19 protein-coding genes and 1 other annotated feature are annotated in these 19984 nt (G+C 35.1%); of the genes, 14 read left to right on the forward strand and 5 right to left on the reverse strand.

The window, feature by feature from the left end; translation table 11 throughout:
* Positions 1–33 precede the first annotated feature (33 nt).
* Positions 34–280 (reverse strand) — a binding site (T-box leader).
* 501 nt (positions 281–781) lie between these two features.
* From ACFSO7_RS04255 to ACFSO7_RS04275, 5 genes are all read left to right on the forward strand, one after another.
* Positions 782–2422 carry a peptide ABC transporter substrate-binding protein gene (locus ACFSO7_RS04255; RefSeq protein ID WP_377875599.1) on the forward strand — a complete coding sequence of 547 codons (1641 nt, stop codon included), beginning with the start codon at positions 782–784 and terminating at the stop codon, positions 2420–2422.
* 111 nt (positions 2423–2533) lie between these two features.
* Positions 2534–3469 carry an ABC transporter permease gene (locus ACFSO7_RS04260; RefSeq protein ID WP_377875601.1) on the forward strand — a complete coding sequence of 312 codons (936 nt, stop codon included), beginning with the start codon at positions 2534–2536 and terminating at the stop codon, positions 3467–3469.
* A gap of 2 nt (positions 3470–3471) precedes the next feature.
* The gene (locus ACFSO7_RS04265) at positions 3472–4389 is read left to right on the forward strand and encodes an ABC transporter permease (RefSeq protein WP_377875602.1); all 918 of its coding nucleotides are present in this window, start codon (positions 3472–3474) and stop codon (positions 4387–4389) included.
* An 11-nt stretch (positions 4390–4400) separates the two neighbouring features.
* Positions 4401–5468, forward strand: a complete 1068-nt coding sequence (locus tag ACFSO7_RS04270; RefSeq protein WP_377875604.1) for an ABC transporter ATP-binding protein — start codon at positions 4401–4403, stop codon at positions 5466–5468.
* Position 5469: 1 nt separating this feature from the next.
* Positions 5470–6405 (forward strand): ABC transporter ATP-binding protein, encoded by a 936-nt coding sequence (locus tag ACFSO7_RS04275; protein ID WP_377875606.1) that lies wholly within the window; start codon positions 5470–5472, stop codon positions 6403–6405.
* 46 nt (positions 6406–6451) lie between these two features.
* On the opposite strand, the gene ACFSO7_RS04280 is transcribed toward ACFSO7_RS04275, so the two are convergent.
* Positions 6452–6637 carry a hypothetical protein gene (locus ACFSO7_RS04280; protein WP_377875607.1) on the reverse strand — a complete coding sequence of 62 codons (186 nt, stop codon included), beginning with the start codon at positions 6635–6637 and terminating at the stop codon, positions 6452–6454.
* Positions 6638–7062: 425 nt separating this feature from the next.
* Between ACFSO7_RS04280 and spxA the strand changes: the two genes are divergently transcribed.
* The 5 genes from spxA (at position 7063) to pepF (ending at position 13231) form a co-directional block, all read left to right on the forward strand.
* Complete coding sequence (spxA, locus tag ACFSO7_RS04285; RefSeq protein ID WP_377875609.1) at positions 7063–7458, forward strand: transcriptional regulator SpxA; 396 nt, start codon at positions 7063–7065, stop codon at positions 7456–7458.
* A gap of 285 nt (positions 7459–7743) precedes the next feature.
* Complete coding sequence (mecA, locus tag ACFSO7_RS04290; RefSeq protein ID WP_377875610.1) at positions 7744–8409, forward strand: adaptor protein MecA; 666 nt, start codon at positions 7744–7746, stop codon at positions 8407–8409.
* Between the two features lie 83 nt (positions 8410–8492).
* Positions 8493–10004, forward strand: coding sequence for a cardiolipin synthase (gene cls, locus ACFSO7_RS04295; RefSeq protein WP_377875612.1), 1512 nt, complete (start codon positions 8493–8495; stop codon positions 10002–10004).
* Positions 10005–10118: 114 nt separating this feature from the next.
* Positions 10119–11321 (forward strand): competence protein CoiA, encoded by a 1203-nt coding sequence (locus ACFSO7_RS04300; protein ID WP_377875614.1) that lies wholly within the window; start codon positions 10119–10121, stop codon positions 11319–11321.
* A gap of 89 nt (positions 11322–11410) precedes the next feature.
* Positions 11411–13231 (forward strand): oligoendopeptidase F, encoded by a 1821-nt coding sequence (gene pepF / locus ACFSO7_RS04305; RefSeq protein WP_377875615.1) that lies wholly within the window; start codon positions 11411–11413, stop codon positions 13229–13231.
* Positions 13232–14029: 798 nt separating this feature from the next.
* Here pepF and ACFSO7_RS04310 read toward each other — a convergent pair.
* The 4 genes from ACFSO7_RS04310 to ACFSO7_RS04325 all read right to left on the reverse strand — a co-directional run bounded on the left by ACFSO7_RS04310 (position 14030) and on the right by ACFSO7_RS04325 (position 16716).
* Positions 14030–14893, reverse strand: a complete 864-nt coding sequence (locus ACFSO7_RS04310) for a ClpXP adapter SpxH family protein (RefSeq protein ID WP_377875617.1) — start codon at positions 14891–14893, stop codon at positions 14030–14032.
* A complete protein-coding gene (locus ACFSO7_RS04315; protein WP_377875619.1) occupies positions 14890–15300 on the reverse strand; it encodes a globin domain-containing protein in 411 nt (136 codons plus the stop codon). Before ACFSO7_RS04315 ends, ACFSO7_RS04310 begins: the two co-directional genes overlap by 4 nt.
* Before the next feature lie 191 nt (positions 15301–15491).
* The gene (locus tag ACFSO7_RS04320; RefSeq protein WP_377875621.1) at positions 15492–16103 is read right to left on the reverse strand and encodes a lytic transglycosylase domain-containing protein; all 612 of its coding nucleotides are present in this window, start codon (positions 16101–16103) and stop codon (positions 15492–15494) included.
* A gap of 13 nt (positions 16104–16116) precedes the next feature.
* On the reverse strand, positions 16117–16716 hold the full coding sequence (locus ACFSO7_RS04325; RefSeq protein WP_377875623.1) for a CYTH domain-containing protein: 600 nt from the start codon (positions 16714–16716) through the stop codon (positions 16117–16119).
* Between the two features lie 119 nt (positions 16717–16835).
* Here ACFSO7_RS04325 and ACFSO7_RS04330 point away from each other — a divergent pair, with 119 nt between their 5' ends.
* From ACFSO7_RS04330 to ACFSO7_RS04345, 4 genes are read left to right on the forward strand one after another with little or no spacing between them, the layout of a single operon-like run.
* A complete protein-coding gene (locus tag ACFSO7_RS04330; RefSeq protein ID WP_377875625.1) occupies positions 16836–17201 on the forward strand; it encodes a UPF0738 family protein in 366 nt (121 codons plus the stop codon).
* 54 nt (positions 17202–17255) lie between these two features.
* Positions 17256–17906 carry a GTP diphosphokinase gene (yjbM, locus tag ACFSO7_RS04335; protein WP_377875626.1) on the forward strand — a complete coding sequence of 217 codons (651 nt, stop codon included), beginning with the start codon at positions 17256–17258 and terminating at the stop codon, positions 17904–17906.
* A 51-nt stretch (positions 17907–17957) separates the two neighbouring features.
* Positions 17958–18758 (forward strand): NAD kinase, encoded by an 801-nt coding sequence (locus ACFSO7_RS04340; RefSeq protein WP_377875628.1) that lies wholly within the window; start codon positions 17958–17960, stop codon positions 18756–18758.
* Positions 18759–19649 carry an RluA family pseudouridine synthase gene (locus tag ACFSO7_RS04345; RefSeq protein WP_377875630.1) on the forward strand — a complete coding sequence of 297 codons (891 nt, stop codon included), beginning with the start codon at positions 18759–18761 and terminating at the stop codon, positions 19647–19649.
* Positions 19650–19984 lie beyond the last annotated feature (335 nt).

Consider the following 19984-nt stretch of genomic DNA (forward strand, 5'->3'; position numbering starts at 1 on the left):
TCAAAACAATAAAAAAAAGACCATTCGTCCATAAATAGGGACGAATGGTCCGCGTTGCCACCCTAATTACTCGAAATGAGTCTCTTTAGCCCTCAAATACATTCTTCCTTAAATGAGGTACCTTTGTAACGTAAGGTAAACGCCAAGTCATTTGGTTATGATTAACCTTCCTACTTGAAGCTCAAAAGTCCATTCCATTCATTGGGATGTTTGTTTTCACCAACCACAAACTCTCTTTAATCCTTCAATTGAATGTACTATTCTTTTTCATTGCAGTATATTTAAATATTAAAATTTTACCTTTTCCTATAACTCCTGTCAAGTAAAATGGTAAATGAAAAAAATTTTTTTAAAAGTTAAAATAAAATTTTTGACGAATTATGTCGAAAAAATGCCTATAATTCAAGTATTCTTAATATTATTATATTGGAAAACCAAAATTTAGGACATAAATCACACTTGCAATAAATTTTTAAACTATTTATAATAAACTCAACAAATGAATTCTTACGAAATTGTCTATTAAATCGTCAGAAAACATTGATAAAACAACATAGTGGATTCTGTTTGTTAGAAAGTTCTAAAAACTTTCTAACTTAATTTTCAGAAATATTAAATAGTCAGTTGTAATAAATTACTATTTTAGTATATTACTATAATGTGAAAAGACAGACTATTCCATAAATATTCTCTATGTGTACAAATGTATTTCAGATTGATTTTTGGGGATTTTATTAAACGTATTGATTCTTTGTCGAATTAAAATATAGGGGGTAAAACAGTGAAGAAAAGAATTTCAATCTTTTTTAGCATGTTACTAGTACTAAGCATGTTCTTAGCGGCATGTGCTGGTAAAGACACTAGCGGTGGAAAATCTAACGAAGGTAAAGATAAAGCGTCAGATGTACCACAAGAACTACGCTTAAATATCAAAACTGAGCCATTTTCATTAAATCCTGGTTTAGCAAATGACAATACTTCTGGAAGTGTTTTATATCAAACATTTGAAGGATTAACTCGTATTGGTAAAGAAGGTAAGCCTGAAAATGCAATGGCTGAAGATGTTCAAGTATCTGAAGACTTAAAAACTTACACATTTAAGTTACGTGATGCAAAATGGTCTAATGGTGACGCAGTAACAGCAGAAGATTTCGTTTATGCATGGAAATGGGCACTTGATCCTGCAAACCAATCACAATACGCTTATCAACTTTATTATGTTAAAGGTGCACAAGCAGCAAATGAAGGTAAAGGTTCTGTAGATGAAGTTGGAGTTAAAGCAATTGATGAAAAAACTCTAGAAGTTACTTTAGAAAACCCAACTCCTTATTTCTTAGAGTTAACTGCATTCTACACATACTTCCCAGTTAACCACAAAATCGCTGAAGCGAATGCAAACTGGTATGCTGAAGCAGGTGAAAATTATGTATCAAACGGTCCTTTCAAAATGACTGAATGGACACACCAAGATAAAATCGTTCTTGAAAAGAATGATAACTATTGGGATGCTGATACAGTTAAATTAACAAACGTTGAAATGTACATGATCAATGATACAAACACTGAATTATCTATGTTTGATAACGGGGAATTAGATCGTGCTGGAGCTCCATTTGGAGAACTTCCAACAGATGCGATTCCACAATTAAAAGATTCTGGTGATCTAGTTGTTCAACCAATCGCTGGTACGTACTGGTATAAATTCCAAACAGAACAACCACCATTAAATAACAAAAACATCCGTAAAGCTTTAGCTTATGCGGTAAACCGTAAAGCAATTGTTGAAAAAATTACACAGGGTGGACAAATTCCAGCTATGGGTGCAGTACCACCGTCAATGTTCCCTGAAAACGAACAAGGATATTTCAAAGATAATGACACTGCGAAAGCAAAAGAATTTTTAGCTGCTGGATTAAAAGAACTTGGTTTAAAAGATGCTTCTGAATTACCAGCAATCACTCTTTCTTATAACACAAGTGAAGCACATCAAAAAATTGCACAAGCAGTTCAAGATATGTGGAAAACTGAACTTGGTGTAAATGTTAAGCTTGATAATGCTGAATGGGCTGTTTATATTGACAAGCTTCATAAAGGCGATTACATGATCGGTCGTATGGGCTGGTTAGGTGATTTCAACGACCCGATTAACTTCCTTGAATTATTCCGCGATAAAAAAGGCGGTAATAACGATACACTTTGGGAAAATGCAGAGTTCAAACAATTATTAATTGACTCTCAAAAAGAAACAGATCCAGAAAAACGTACTCAAATGTTAAAAGATGCTGAAGCAATTTTCATTGATGAAATGCCAGTATTACCTCTTTATTACTATACAAATGTATGGGTACAAAAAGATAACCTTAAAGATGTAGTCGTGTCTGGTCTTGGTAGTGGCCAATTAAAATGGGCATATCTTGAATAGATTTTTAACTAAATAAGGGCATGATATTAAGGTATATGGGCATCCGCTCATATACCTTGATTTTCTGAAAGGGACTTTTCGCAATTTACTAACAATTGGAGGTGTGCACCATTGGCAAAATACCTAAGTAAGCGTTTACTTTACATGTTACTATCTTTATTTCTTATTGTTACAGCAACATTTTTCCTCATGCGTATCGCGCCAGGAAATCCCTTTACTTCTGAAAAGCAATTGCCGCCTGAAATTGAAGCTGCACTAAATGAACATTATGGTTTAAATGACCCGTGGTATGTTCAATATGGTGAATATTTAGGTAGAATTGCAACATGGGATTTCGGTCCATCATTTAAATATAAATCGAGAACAGTTAATGATCTCATCAGTGATGGTTTCCCTGTTTCATTAGCATTGGGCGCTCAAGCAATCCTCATTGCTTTAGCGTTAGGTGTCTTATTAGGAGTAATAGCTGCACTCTATCATAATAAATGGCAAGATTACACTGCAATGATTGTTGCCGTTTTAGGTATATCTGTACCATCCTTTATTATGGCGAGCTTCTTGCAATATATCTTTGCAATCAAATTGGGGATTTTACCGGTAGCAAGATGGGATTCATTTATGCATACTATCTTACCTTCATTAGCTTTGGCTTTATCACCAATGGCATTTATTGCTCGTTTAACACGTTCGAGTATGTTAGAGGTTTTAGCGAATGATTATATTCGTACTGCAAAATCAAAAGGACTTAGTAAAGGTGTTATTACGATTAAACATACGATTCGAAATGCCTTATTACCAGTAGTATCTTATATTGGTCCTTTATCAGCTGGTATTATAACGGGTAGTTTCGTTATTGAAAAAATATTTGGAATTCCAGGTCTTGGTTCACATTTCGTTACTTCTATAGCAAATCGTGACTATACGGTAATTATGGGAGTTACTGTATTTTACAGTATCATCCTATTGATTTCTATTCTTCTAGTCGACATAGCCTACGGACTAATTGATCCACGTATCAAAATAGCCGGCGGGAAGAAAGGAGAGTAATTATGCAACAAATTTCAAAAGAGAAATTTCAAATTGTTGGAAATAAAGGGACGGATTCTGAAAGAATCTCAAAACCAAGTCTTTCTTTTTGGAAAGATGTATCTATTCGTTTTCGAAAAAACAAGCTTGCCATGTTCGGGATTGTATTGTTAGTTATACTTGTTTTCATGGCGATCTTTGGACCATATATGACAAAATATGATTACGTAACCAATGATTTGATGAATACGAATCAAGCTCCAAATGGTGATCATTGGTTCGGAACAGATGATCTTGGACGTGATATGTTTGCACGTACATGGGAAGGTGCAAGAATTTCACTTGCAATTGGTGTGTTTGCGGCATTAATTGATTTTACAATTGGTGTTTTATGGGGTGGAATTTCAGGTTATAAAGGCGGACGAACCGATGAATTAATGATGAGAACAGCTGACATTTTATATGGTGTTCCATACTTATTACTTGTTATTCTATTAATGGTTGTATTAGGACAAAATCTAGGAACGATGATTTTGGCGATGACAATAACAGGTTGGATTAATATGTCCAGGATTGTGCGTGGTCAAGTACTATCTTTAAAAGGACAAGAGTATGTTTTAGCATCACGTACACTAGGTGCAAGTATGTCTAGAATTATGGGTAAACATTTAATTCCTAACACAATGGGTCCGATTTTAGTTACGATGACACTTACTGTGCCTTCGGCTATCTTCACTGAATCTTTCCTCAGCTTTTTAGGTTTAGGCTTAACACCTCCACTTGCGAGTTGGGGTACAATGGCTGCTGATGGACTACCAGCTCTAAAATATTATCCATGGCGTTTATTCTTCCCAGCAACTTTTATCGCTTTAACTATTTTTGCCTTTAACGTTATTGGTGACGGTATGCGGGATGCATTAGACCCAAGACTACGTAAATAAGGAGTGAGGATATGGAAAAAGTATTAGAAGTGAAAGATTTAGAAGTCTCATTCCAAACATATGGAGGGGAAGTCAAAGCTGTCCGAGGTGTTAGCTTTGATTTATATAAAGGGGAGACATTAGCAATTGTAGGAGAATCAGGTTCAGGAAAATCTGTAACCACACAGACGATTATGAAACTAATTCCTATGCCTCCTGGTAAAATAAAAGGCGGTCAAATTTTATTTGAAGGAAAAGACATTGTTCCAATGACGGATAAACAGATGGAAAAGGTGCGTGGGAAAGAAATTAGTATGATTTTCCAAGACCCGATGACTTCTTTAAATCCTACCATGAGAATTGGGCGCCAAATTATGGAAGGTTTAATCAAACATCAAAACTTATCCACTACTGCGGCGAAGGAACGTGCGGTCGAATTACTTCGATTAGTTGGTATTCCAATGCCTGAAAAACGTGTCAATCAATATCCACATGAATTTTCTGGTGGAATGAGACAACGTGCGATGATTGCTATTGCCCTTGCAGCGAATCCCAAGCTATTAATTGCGGATGAGCCTACAACTGCATTGGATGTTACCATTCAAGCACAAATCTTAGAGTTAATGAAAAGTTTGCAATCAAAAATGGACACTTCGATTATTTTTATTACTCATGATCTTGGGGTTGTAGCAAATGTTGCTGATCGTGTAGCTGTAATGTATGGCGGACAGATTGTTGAAACAGGAACGGTTGATGAAATTTTCTATGATCCACGTCATCCTTATACTTGGGGATTACTTGCTTCAATGCCTAGCTTGGATAATGACGATAAATCTGAATTAGCAGCCATACCAGGGACGCCTCCTGATTTAACGAATCCTCCAAAAGGGGATGCATTTGCAGCAAGAAATCCCTATGCTATGCAAATTGATTTTGAAGAAGAGCCGCCGATGTTCCAAATTTCAGAAACACATTTTGCAAAAACTTGGTTATTGCATTCGGACGCTCCAAAAGTTGAGCCACCTGACGCTGTTAAGAGAAAAATGCGTAAATTATCCTCTACCTTTGAAAAGCCTGTACTTGTAAAGGGAGGGAAATAACATGGCAGAAAAATTACTAGAAATAAAAAACTTAAAGCAGCATTTTAATACTGGGAGACCAGACTTAGTTAAAGCGGTTGATGGTGTTAGCTTTGATATATATAAAGGGGAAACACTAGGTCTTGTTGGAGAATCCGGATGTGGTAAATCGACAACAGGCAGAACAATCATTCGCCTTTACGATGCAACTGATGGACAAGTTTTATTTAATGGTGAGGACGTACATGGTAAAAAATCTAAAAGTGAATTGAAGAAATTCAATCGCAAAATGCAAATGATTTTCCAGGATCCTTATGCATCGTTAAATCCACGTATGACTGTAGCGGATATTATTGCAGAAGGAATCGATATTCATGGACTTGCAAAGACAAAGCAAGAACGTATGAAGCAAGTATATGATCTACTTGAAACAGTCGGTTTAAATAAAGAACATGCTAACCGTTATCCACATGAGTTCTCTGGGGGACAAAGACAGCGTATTGGAATTGCACGAGCTTTAGCTGTACAGCCTGAATTCATTATTGCGGATGAGCCAATTTCGGCACTCGATGTTTCAATCCAGGCTCAGGTTGTTAATTTAATGAGAAAACTACAGCGTGAAAAAGGATTAACTTATCTTTTCATTGCTCATGATTTATCGATGGTTAAATATATCAGTGATCGTATTGGGGTTATGTACTTCGGAAAACTTGTGGAATTAGCCCCTGCAGATGAATTATATAAAAATCCATTACATCCATATACTCAATCATTACTATCTGCTATTCCGTTGCCAGATCCAGAGTCTGAACGAACTCGTAAAAGAATTTCTTATGATCCTAGTGTTCATAACTATGAAGGTAATGAGCAAATTGAAATGCGAGAAGTGGCACCTGGGCATTTTGTTTATTGTTCTGAAAAAGAATTTAAGCAATACCAAGCTCAATATATTAACTAAAAAAAAACGATCTCAAATTCGAGATCGTTTTTCTATATTTAAATGGTTATTTTTTCTTTCCGCCAACCCTCTTCCAACCAGCTTGTACACTTGCGGATTTATCTACAAATTCTGAATTTCTTTTTCCACCAAATACCTTTTCTCCAAATCCATTGGTTATTACTCCCATTAAGGCAGTGATACCGATAATGAGTATTGCAACAATTGTTAAATCCATTATGTAACCTTGCATAAATAAACCTCCATTTTACGTTGTGTGATCTTCACAAACGAAATCACTTTAATAAAATCCCCTAATCCTATTGTAAAAGAATTTTCATACTAATTAAAGAGGAAAATCATTAAATCCTAATTACTTATTCAAATATTTCACCATCTAGTTTAAAAGAATGATTAATAATTACGATTCAAAATGGTCATGTTCATAAAATAAAATTATTTATATAATGAGTAAAAAAAATGAAACTTTTTCGAATTTGATACGTCTAATAATATGGAGAGAAAATATTAAGCCTTATGGGCATCGATTGAAAAAAGTATACCTTTTTGATAGTGAGTGATGTATAATTAATGATATAAATTACTTTATTAAAGTTATTTTAATTTAATCATTATCGAACTTACTATAAAGATCTTTATTAAAAGGAGTGAAGGAAAATGGTTACCTTATATACTTCACCAAGTTGTACATCATGTAGAAAAGCTAAAAGCTGGCTTGAAGAGCATGAAATTCCATACGCAGAAAGAAATATTTTTGCAGAACCTCTATCTATTGATGAAATAAAAGAAATTTTGAGAATGACTGAAGATGGAACAGATGAAATTATTTCTACAAGATCAAAAACATTTCAAAAATTAGATGTGAATGTGGAAAGTATGCCATTACAGGATCTTTTCGAATTAATAAAAGATAATCCAGGATTATTAAGACGTCCGATTATTCTCGATGAGAAACGCCTTCAAGTGGGTTATAATGAAGATGAGATACGTAGATTCTTACCAAGAAAAGTACGTACTTATCAACTAAGGGAAGCACAACGATTAGTGAATTAAAAGGTGGAAAAGACCTTCATGTTGAATAGACATTGAAGGTTTTTTTGTTTATAGGAAAACTTTTTAGGACTTCGAAAATTGTTAAATTCATAAATAATTGTTATAATACTTTAAATAGGCATATGACGATTTTTATTTATTTTACAGTTTTTATTTCCCAAATTTGCTATTTTGTCATAAAATGAAAGTACAAGGTGTAGAATATCCATTATCATTTATGGTATGTCAGTATATTTAACGGGGGTATTTATTCCTTCAATCATATACCAGAAGGGAGAGTGTATGATGGAAATTGAAAGAATTAATGATAATACAGTTAAATTTTATATTTCATATGTTGATATAGAAAAAAGAGGCTTTGATCGTGAGGAAATTTGGTACAATCGTGAGCGTAGTGAAGAACTCTTCTGGGAGATGATGGATGAAGTCCATCAGGAAGAAGAGTTTGAAGTAGAAGGTCCTCTTTGGATCCAAGTACATGCAATGGAAAAAGGATTGGAAGTTCTGGTAACAAGAGCTCATATGGGAAAAGACGGTCAGAAATTTGATTTGTCTGGTACTTCTGATAAGCTGAAGGATTTACCTGTGGATGAACGGATTGAAGAATTGCTCGATCATCATTTTAATTCCGGTAAAGATGAGGAAGAATTTGTAAGTGAGGAACCGCTTGAATTTGTGCTATCTTTTAGAGACTTTGAGGATGTCATTTCACTTGCAAAACGACCTGGTCTGGATGACCTATTTACAAGATTATTTGCATTTGAGAATAAATATTATTTATATGTAGAATTTGACGAAGAGATCTTTAGCGAAGAAGAAATCGATAATTTGTTAAGTATTTTAATGGAATTCGGTATGGAATCTCCATTGACGATGCATCGACTTGAGGAATATGGTAAAGAAGTAATTGATGAAAATGTATTTGAAACATTAAGAACATACTTTTCTTAATAAAAATGCCGATTTCAATGGTTGAAATCGGTCTTTTTTCTATACACTATTAAGATTACAAGATTGTTTAGTAGGTGACGAAGTTGAAGAGCACGGTACGCATTGTTCTGTTCCTTTCCGTATTAATTGTACTAGGATCTTTTTTTAAGGATTATATTGCTGGTGAATTTTTTAGGTACACAAGTATTTTCATTACTATGTCAGTGATTTTTATTAGCTTTGTTATCTTTCTAGAGAATCGCCATCCAACACAAACGTTAACCTGGCTTGTCGTTCTAGGTAGCTTCCCATTAGTTGGTTTTTTCTTTTACCTACTTTTTGGTCGTAACTATCGGAAGGAAAGAATTTATCGAAAAAAATATTTTCTTGATAAACAAGCATTTTTAAAGGTCGAAGGTGAGAGTGATCCGAAAAGTGAAGAGAAAATGCGTCAAATGGGTGATCAGCAACGGAGATTATTTAATTTGGCGCAAAAATTAGGCAATAGCCCTATTTCCTTTGCTACTTCAACTAAAACGCTAACGAATGGTGCAGAGACCTTTCGATACATTCTAAGTGAAATACGAAAAGCAACACATCATATACATTTAGAATATTATATTGTTCGTGATGATGAGATCGGTCACGAAATAAAAAATTTATTAATTGCTAAAGCGAAAGAAGGAGTGAAGATTCGGTTCCTCTATGATGCAGTTGGGTCTTGGAAGCTATCCAAATTGTATATTCGGGATTTGAAAAATGCTGGAATTGAAATGGTTCCGTTTGGGCCAGTTAGACTTCCATTTTTAAATAATAAATTTAACTTCCGAAATCATCGGAAAATTATCGTCGTTGATGGATCTGTTGGTTTTGTTGGTGGATTAAATATAGGAGATGAGTATTTAGGAAGAAGTAAGCAATTTGGATTTTGGCGTGACACACATCTTATGCTTAAAGGAGAAGCGGTTCGATCACTACAGTTAATTTTCCTTCAGGATTGGTATTATATGACGAACCATAGCTTTTTAACAGCTGAATATTTATCACCTGATCTGCAAGAGAATATTCACGGTGGAGTCCATTTAATTGCTGGTGGCCCAGATAATGAATTGAGTGTCATAAAGAATATTTTCTTTTCAATGATTACCTCTGCGGAAAAATCAGTTTGGATCGCTTCTCCTTATTTTATCCCTGATGAGGATATTTTTTCAGCAATTAAGGTTGCTGCACTGAGTGGCATTGATGTAAGAATTTTAGTTCCGAAACGACCTGATAAACGAATTGTCTTTCATGCATCAAGATCTTATTTTCCAGAATTAATGGAGGCTGGGGTTCAAATTTATGAGTATGAAAGAGGATTTATGCATAGTAAAATAGTCATTGTAGATCATGAAATTGCTTCGATTGGAACATCAAATATGGATATGAGAAGCTTCCATTTAAATTTTGAAGTCAATGCTTTCCTTTATCGAACTAGAAGTACCCAAAAACTCGTTAGCGATTATTTAAAAGATCTGAATTACTCGAAAAAAATTGATTTAGAGGTATTTAAAAAGCGTAATATTGGCTTGCGTCTTTTAGAATCCACCTCCCGTTTACTATCGCCACTACTTTAAACATCCCTGTTGAGTATCTATGTCTACAGGGATGTTTTTTTGAATTCTCCCTTGAGCGTGAGAGGATATTATTTGAATGATGGCGAATTAGATAGTGAAAGGAGGATTCATTCTATGTTAACAGCGTTAAAAAAAAATGGGGATAGGATATGTTTAGGTGACGGATGGGGGAAAGCTGACCTTCAAGTATTAAGGAATAACGAGTTATTTTATTGTCCACTATGTAGAGAAAATGTAATTCTTAAATTAGGCGAGAAACGAGTCTTTCATTTTTCCCATTTGCAAGGGAGTAGTTGCTTGTTCGAGTATGAACGCGAATCAGAATACCATATGAATGGGAAACTTCAGCTTTATCACTGGTTGAAACAACAAGGGTTAACTCCCGAAATGGAGTACTATGATCCAAAAATTAAACAAAGAGCTGATATTATCTTTTTTATTGGTCGAAAGAAATTTGCATTAGAATATCAATGTTCTAGCATTAGTGAAGAGAGTCTTAGTAAAAGAACAAAGGGCTATCTATCAAATGGGTATTCTCCCATTTGGATCCTTGGTGGCAATCAATTTAGTAGATGTACAGCATATATTTCCTCACTTTCTGATCTCCACTATTTATTTCTTCAAAGTTTTACCTCAAATATATGGACGATCCCTTATTACTGTTCAGTAGTAAAAAAGTTCATTCTTCTGCAATCTATTCAGCCTATTTCATCAAGAAGAGCTTTTACCGATCAAAAGCTTATTAGTATAGAAAAAATAAATATGACGCAGTTGCTCTCATCTTTCAAAGTTAAAAATATTCAACCAATGCTTTGGGTAAAAGAGCTCCAAAAATGGAAACAGAAGCAAGTTCAGTTTCAAAATGCTTATCATCATCCATTTTTACGCGCCCTTTATGAAAATAACCTCAATTTATTTTTATTGCCCCCATATATTGGCCTACCAATTCGATATAGTCCATATATTATGACTCCACCAATCATATGGCAATCTTATTTGTTTATCGATGTTTTTTTAAAATGGAATATCGATAAACCGATTAAATTTCATAACATTTACGTCCCTTTTATGAAAAGAATTTTCCAGAAACATATTCAAGTAAGGCAGCTTCCACTTTTGAAAGAGGGACATATATCGATGGCTGTTCAAGAATATTTGCAGCTACTTGTTAATGTTGGTTTTTTCAAAAGGGTAAATTCGAATACATTCCTTATTAACAAACCTATTGACGTTCCTAACAATGTTAATAAACAAAGAGAATTGGAAGAATTTTTTTATAAAAAGTATGAAAAAAGCATTTTTGAAAATTGGACATAATAGATTGATGAGGAAGGATTTTTTTATAACTAAGTCGAATAATTACTTAGGAATGATTCGAATGACGAAGGATATTTGGAGGGATTTTAATGGTGAATGAGGTAAAAGTAAAAACACTTCCAGCTCGAAGTGAGATTTCAGTTGAAGATACTTGGCGATTAGAAGATATATTTGCTACTGACGAGGCTTGGGAGAAAGAATTTCAGGATGTGAAAGGTCTTATTCCTGATTTAAAAGGTTATGAGGGGAAACTTGGAGAAAGTGCAGACACTTTATATGAAGCATTACAAGCTCAAGATCATCTTATTGGGCGAGTAGGTAAGCTATATACATATGCACATATGAGATATGATCAAGATACAACAAACTCTTTCTACCAAGGGTTAGATGATCGTATTAAAAATCTTTATTCGCAAGCAGCGAGTGCACTTGCTTATATTGTTCCAGAGATCCTTTCAATCGATGAAGTAAAGATTAAAGGCTATTTAGCTGAAAAAGAAGAATTAAAGCTATATGAGCATGCATTAGACGAAATTAATTTACAGCGTCCTCATGTCCTTAGTGCGAAAGAGGAAGCATTATTAGCAGAAGCGAGTGAAGTATTAGGAAGTTCAGGCAATACGTTTGGGATGTTGAATAATGCTGATTTAGTCTTTCCATCGATTAAAGATGAAAACGGGGAAGAAGTAGAGGTTACTCATGGAAGATACTCTAGATTCTTAGAAAATGAAGATCAACGCGTTCGTCACGATGCATTTAAAGCTGTTTATGACACATATGGAAAGTTTCGTAATACGTTTGCTAGTACGTTAAGTGGAAATGTGAAGAAGGATAATTTTAACGCTAGAATTAGAAATTACTCTTCCGCTAGACACGCTGCTCTTGCAGCAAACAATATTCCTGAAAGTGTTTATGATAACTTAGTGAACACTGTGAATGATAATCTTCATTTATTACAGCGATACGTTAAGCTACGGAAAAAGGTGTTAGGTGTGAAAGAGCTTCATATGTATGATCTGTACACACCGCTCGTAAAGGATGTAAAAATGGAAGTAGCTTACGATGAAGCGAAAGAGATGATTTTAAAAGGGTTAGCTCCACTTGGCGAGGATTATATAAATGTGTTAAAAGAAGGCTTTGAAAATCGTTGGGTGGATGTTCATGAAAATAAAGGGAAACGCAGTGGCGCCTATTCTTCTGGAACATATGGCACAAATCCATATATTTTAATGAACTGGCAGGACAATGTAAATAATCTATTTACTCTTGCCCACGAGTTTGGTCATTCGGTTCATAGTTATTACACCAGAAAAACACAACCCTATCCATATGGAGATTATTCAATTTTCGTAGCGGAGGTAGCCTCTACATGTAATGAGGCTTTATTGAATGATTATTTATTAAAAACAATTGATGATGAGCAAAAGAGATTGTATTTACTAAATCATTATTTAGAAGGATTCCGTGGGACGGTCTTCCGCCAAACGATGTTTGCTGAATATGAGCATATGATTCATCAAAAAGCGCAAAATAATGAAGCTCTAACAGCCGATTCGTTAACAGAAATGTATTATGAATTAAATAAGAAGTATTTTGGTGAAGATGATCTGATTATTGATCAGGAAATTGGTTTAGAATGGTCTAGAATTCCACATTTCTATTACAATTACTATGTGTACCAATATGCAACAGGTTTCAGTGCTGCAACTGCGTTAAGTAAGCAAATATTAGAAGAAGGAGAGCCAGCGGTAAAACGCTATCTTGAATTCTTAAGTGCTGGAAGCTCGGACTATCCAATCGAAGTGTTGAAGAAGGCTGGAGTAGATATGACAAGCTCACAACCAATTGCTGAAGCGTGTAAAGTATTTGAAGAAAAGCTAAATGAAATGGAAAGTTTGTTGTCCAAATAAATAGAAAAAAAGGAACCGAATGGAATAGAACGGTTCCTTTTCTCATTTAAACCCCCTAAAATGTTTTCGGCTATTGATAAAACTTACGAAAATGAGTAAAGAAAGAAAAAGAATCGGAGCACTAACAAAGAGCGGAACTAAATTCATTAAACCTAGAAGTTGAAGACAAAAAGAAAAAAGGATAAAAATTATCATAAGGAAAACGGAAAATTTTTTCACAAAAAGACTCCCCCTAACAGTTTATTACTAAAATATATTCGATCTAAATTGAGGGCATGCCCCTTTTTGACAATATTGTGAAATAAAGCACAAACTTATTGTGTAAGTAAATTATTCCATGATATATTTAATCATGAAGTTAATCACTTAACAAACATATACCCCTTTGTTTGATCGTGAAAAATTTCTCCCATCCCCTTTGTTAAAAAAGCGTAAGGCGCCTGTTTATCAGTGACAAGCAAAAGCTGATGGCGCCCGAAGCTTGGATAATTATCGAAACCAAAAGAATGATATAAATTTTTAAAAAAAGACAAAAGTCTTGCAGAATAATTTTGCAAGGCTTTTGTCTTTTTTGTCCTAGTTAAGGAAACTATATTACTCGGATGTAGATAGCTACTTAACTTGTATAGTTTACGTCCAGTTCCAGCGCCTAGCCCCTCGGGGTCAAATGGCGCCTTAAAGATAAGGTTAAAGAGTGAACCTCCTCTTTGGGACGGCATTTGCTTGTCGGGGCTGATAAAGCACCCCGCGCTTTTGTTCATAAAAATGGGAGCTCTAGAATTTCTAGATGCTCCGCTGTCATTGGTCGATATATCTCCAAAACACGCCATATTTAACAGGAACTTGTTCTACTTTTTGTTTGAGCAAAAGTTTTTTCATTTCGCGTTCTACTTGTGGAATAGTCATATTGTATACGACCGCAATTTCTTTAGTGGCAACAAGCTTAAAGTATTTCAAAAAGCTTTCAAGTGGCGGATGTATAGCTTTTACAGGTTTATCTTGCAAAATTTCTTCGATAATTTGCACATACACTTCGTAAGGGTAATAGCCTGTTATTTTAATTCCCTCATCTTCCGCATTTTCATTGAAAAATACGAGTGTTGGAATTTCTTCAACTTCCATCTCATTTGTAATTTTTAAATCACATTGAAAGGCCTTGGCTGCCGTTTCCGAATGGATGTCGGCAATAAATTCCTCGACATCAAGCCCTACACTTTTTGCAGATTCTTTTAGTACTTCAAAATCGGAAATATTTTGTTTATCTAAAAATAACACTTCTTGGAGTTTTCGAAGAAATTTAATACCCGCTCTTCGTCCTTGAAGTTCTGCTGCTTTGATTGAAATAGATGCAATAAAAGGTGAGGAAATTGGGTTTTCTAACCATAAAGTTCCATCACAGGACATACCTGTTCGAGTAGCTGTTTTTTCCCAATGTTCTGCCATGATTTCAAAATTTTTCCTTTTAGAAATATTTAGCGAACTGATCTTACCACTAATCACATATTTAATTGAAAAATATTTTCCGTACTCAATCATAAGCTTTTTCATGATTGGCTCAAGTGCCCAGCATTCTGGACATAATGGGTCAATGAACATATAGATTTCAATTGGCTTCTTTTCTGTCCCATGGAAGTAATTGGACTTTGGATTGTTTACATTCAATTTTGATCACCATCGAGTTTTTCTTGGGTTTCTGGAGTATTGATCATATGTTGGGCAGTAAGGTGAAGACGAGCAAAGAATTCGTCCCTTATATGTCCAGTTAATTCAACTTCATCCATCGCTTCATTCATACAAGATAGCCATGCTTTCGCACGTCTTGGTGTGATTTCAAATGGTAGATGTCTAGCACGCATCATCGGATGTCCATGCTCATCTGTATAGAGAGTCGGACCACCTAAATATTGTGTAAGAAATTGCTTTTGCTTTCTAGCAATTTCGTTGAAACCAGTTGGAAAAATAGGAGCCAAATCAGGATGCCTACTAACCCGTAAATAAAAAGCATCGACTAACTGATGTAATTTGCCCTCACCAATTGCATCAAATGGGGTAAGTGGATTTCCAATCATGTTGATTACTCCTTTAATATGATATATTTTTCAGGTCCTCCATCCTGTGAAAAAGGTGCAGGATATATAACTTTCCTTTATTTTAGCAATGCCATTAGTATAACTCAAACAAATCGCTTCGAAACCGCTACTTTTTTCGAGGAACGAAGGAATCCATAAAAAAAACTGTCTGTTTCGATAACAGACAGAAGTTAAGAATAGAAATGATTGCTTACTTTTTTAACATAGTCTTGTGTTTCACGAAATGGAGGGATTCCCCCATGACGGTCGACATTGCCAGGACCGGCATTATAGGCAGCAAGAGCGAGATTAATATCACCATCGTATCGATCTAACATTTGACGCAAATACTTACTGCCTCCGAATATATTTTCTCTAGGGTTAAAAACGTTTTCAACACCTAGTCCTTTCGCAGTTGCTGGCATTAATTGCATTAAGCCAGAAGCACCTGCTGCACTCATCGCATTCGGGTTGAAATTTGATTCCTGCTTAATTACGGATCGGATTAATTTACTTGGAATTTGATAATGCTCGGCAGCTTCCTCAATGATGTCATCTAACTCTTTTGAACTTGAATTGGCTGCTTTTAAATTCATTGGCGGTAAGGAAGACTTAAATAAATCAACTGTATTCAAGTTATTTTGATTTGTATCATCTGTTAGTGTCGAAATCTCATTCTCTGATAGTAGTTCATTCATTAAGTCTTGAAATAGAGACGGTGATGAGTTATTAGATGAGTTTGGCAACTGAAAGCTTTGTAGTGCCTTTAATTCGAGCATGGCCTTTAGTTTATCAACATTCATTGTTATGCTCCTTTTATAACGATTGATCACTTTTGATTTGTAGATATTTTCGTTCGTAAAATCTCATTACCTTATTTTCCGTTTTCCTTTTAGGAATTTGTAGGGTAGAGAGTAGTTCTAAAAAATATGATTGTCCCGTTTGAAAATCTTCTACTTCGTATTCTAACTCATAATCTTCTACGTTTAAATAGGTACTATAATCCAAAACAAGAAGTCCATTTTTATATTTCCATTCTGCACGTTTTGTTGATAGCGTTCCAAAGAAATGAATATCGGAAATATGGATGTTCATTTCTAATAAGAAATTGGTAACTTCGCCTTGTGGAATGATATTTTGATTGATGGCAGCATTTGCTTCCATTTCAGTGATGGTTTGATTAGTTTCTAATAATCCATTTGCGATAGGTTGTTTTAGTGTAAGCTCATATGCTTGTCCTTTTTTTCGAATTCGTAGCGCACTTTTATTTTCTTTTAAATCAAAGTCTTTTGTATCAAAATAATGGTTATCTTGTACAAAAAACTGAGAATCTTGAAGTTGGAAATGAGTTTTGATTATTTTATATTCGGATAATGTCAGTTCATTTTTAAATTCGATTTCAATAGTTTGTGACAAATGAATCATCCTTTCAAAGTAAGTTTATCATGATTGTAGTTGATAAAAAAACCTTTAATTTTTATGAGATAAATAAGGTGTTGTGTTAAAATGAAAAGGAATAATGGAGGGTGGAAAAAATGGCAAAAAAAGTTTATGTATTATCGATAGAAAAGGAAGAACAATCGTTAAAGTTGATCGTAGATGAAAGCATTCGATTCATCAATGCTGAGGCAAAGGGTCAAATGTTAGTAGATTCAGATCAATTTGCCTTTGTTTATATCATTGAAATGGACGGGGAATATACATATATTGTCTTAAAAGAAGAATACTGGCCAATGTTAAAAGAAGCTTTAGATGAATCACTTTCCGCATTTCTTTTTAATCAAAGTGAGGAATTACCTTTACCAATGTTTAATGAAGAATTAGAATATTTAATTGGAAATATTAAAGGGAACAGTAATTATGGAGAGGCAATGGTTGAAAAGGTAGAAACAACTTTTTGATCTTCGTGGTCATCCTTTTAAAGAATTAGAGATTATGTATGAGGTGATCATCAAATGAAGCAATGGGATTATTTTTTAGCACCTTATAAACAAGCAGTAGATGAATTGAAAATTAAATTAAAAGGAATGAGAAGTCAATTTGAATTGGATACTAGTCATTCCCCGATTGAATTTGTTACAGGTAGGGTAAAGCCAATCGCAAGTATTTTAGATAAGGCGAATCATAAAGGAATCGCCCTTGATCGGCTCGAAGAAGAAATGCAGGATATTGCAGGACTTCGAATGATGTGTCAATTTGTTGATGATATTCATGCAGTCGTTAAACTACTTAGAAATCGAAATGATTTTGAAGTGGTGGAGGAAAGAGATTATATTTCTCATCAAAAGAAAAGTGGCTATCGTTCCTATCATGTGGTCATCAGGTATCCTGTACAAACGATCCATGGCGAAAAGAATATTTTAGTCGAAATTCAAATCCGAACATTAGCGATGAATTTCTGGGCGACGATTGAACATTCCCTTAATTATAAATATAAAGGTCAATTCCCTGAGGATATACGTATGCGATTAATTAGGGCAGCGGAGGCAGCTTATCATTTAGATGAAGAAATGTCACAAATACGCGGTGAAATTCAAGAAGCTCAAGCCTTTTTCACAAGAAATAAAGAAACGAAAGATGGAAAGAATTCCGAACGAAAAATGTAAGTTGGCTTTACGTAATATAGAAGTAGAATTTGATAAGAGGAGCAAAATAAGATGCGATTTGCCATAACGACCAAAGGTGATTCAAAATCGAATACTCTTATGCATAAAATGAGAACCTATTTACAGGATTTTGATTTAATTTACGATGAAGATCAACCTGACATAGTAATATCCATTGGCGGCGATGGTACATTGCTTTATGCTTTTCATCGCTATAGTAGTCGATTAGACAAAACAGCATTTGTTGGAGTTCATACAGGTCACTTAGGTTTCTATGCGGACTGGGTTCCAGAAGAAATTGAAAAGCTTGTCATAGCGATTGCTAAAACTCCATACCAAGTCATTGAATATCCGCTAATGGAGGCTATTATTCGTTATCAAAATGGAGGTAGGGAAACTCGTTATTTGGCATTGAACGAATCAACGGTTAAGAGCGTTGAAGGAACTTTGGTGATGGATGTTGAAATTCGTGGTGAGCATTTTGAACGCTTCCGTGGTGATGGACTGTGTGTTTCTACTCCCTCAGGAAGTACAGCTTATAATAAAGCGCTAGGAGGAGCAATCATCCATCCTTCACTAGCTTCGATTCAGCTTGCGGAAATGGCATCGATTAATAATCGTGTATTTCGGACAGTAGGGTCACCACTCATTCTTCCGGACCATCATACATGCATGTTGAAACCTGTCAACCGGCCAGATTTTCAAGTAACGATTGATCATTTAACGATTTTACATAAAGACGTAAAATCGATTCAATTTCGTGTTGCTGATGAAAAAATCCGCTTTGCCCGTTTTCGCCCATTCCCATTTTGGAAACGAGTACATGACTCGTTTATTTCGGACTCTAATTAAATGGATAAACAATTTTTCCTTTTATGGACGATTAGTGCAAAGGATATTGGACTGACAATAAAGGAGTTTTTGAAGGAAAGAGAGATTTCAAAGGCCGCATTGACAGATATTAAGTTTGGTGGTGGCGGGATATTTGTAAATGGGAAAGAAGTCAATGTTCGGTATGTGTTGGGTGAGGATGATACATTAAAGGTGGTTTTTCCGTTAGAAATACCAAGTGAAGGTATGCGGAAAGAGAACATTCCATTGAATATTGTTTTTGAAGATGAATATTTATTAGTCGTAAACAAGCCTCCATTCATGAATACTATTCCATCAAGAGAGCATCCAACTGGAAGTTTAGCTAATGCGATACTAGGCTATTATGAACGGATAGGATTGATAGCAGCACCTCATATCGTAACCCGACTAGATCGAAATACATCTGGACTTGTTTTGATTGCCAAACATCGTCATGTTCATCACTTGTTAAGTAAGCAGCAAAAAAATGGGTTGGTCGATCGAATGTATGTAGCACTTGTACATGGACAATTGGGTGAAGACTCTGGCACTGTTAAGGAACCGATTGGCAGAAAGCTTGATAGTATTATTGAGAGAGAGGTAACAGTAAACGGTCAATATGCTTGTACTCATTATCAAATACTACAGCGTTACAATGAAATTTGTTACATACAGCTTAAGCTAGAAACGGGGAGAACACATCAAATCAGAGTTCATATGTCTTATCTCGGTCATCCCATTGTTGGGGATGATCTTTATGGGGGGGAAATTGAATTAATAAACCGTCAAGCTTTGCATTGTAGGAAATTATCTTTTTTTCATCCTTTCAATAAAAAAATTCTTTCTTTTGAAGTGCCAGTTGCAAGTGATATGGAAAACATTATGAAGTAAAAGGCTGCCCATTTTTTGGGGTAGCCTTGTTTAAAAAATAAGAAAGTATAACATTTTTGGACCTCGAAAATTGTCCAGCGCAAGCGTCCTAGCCCCGACGTACGGGATGTACTTGTGTCGACAATGCGACAGGACGCCTGAGCCCTTGTCGACCTCGAGGTCAAATGTCCTACAGCCAAAAAGTCAAAGAACGACTTTCCGGCTGGCGAAGCATTTGCTTGGCTAATCAAAGAACTGTTCGCATAAGTGCGACTAGGTCTCTAGCTTCGCTACTCTCGCCAATCGACCAGTCTACTTTGTTGGAGCTGATCGAAGCGCCTCGCGCTTTTCTTAGT

This window comes from Bacillus sp. CGMCC 1.16607, assembly GCF_042683745.1.
Classification (GTDB): domain Bacteria; phylum Bacillota; class Bacilli; order Bacillales; family Cytobacillaceae; genus Pseudoneobacillus.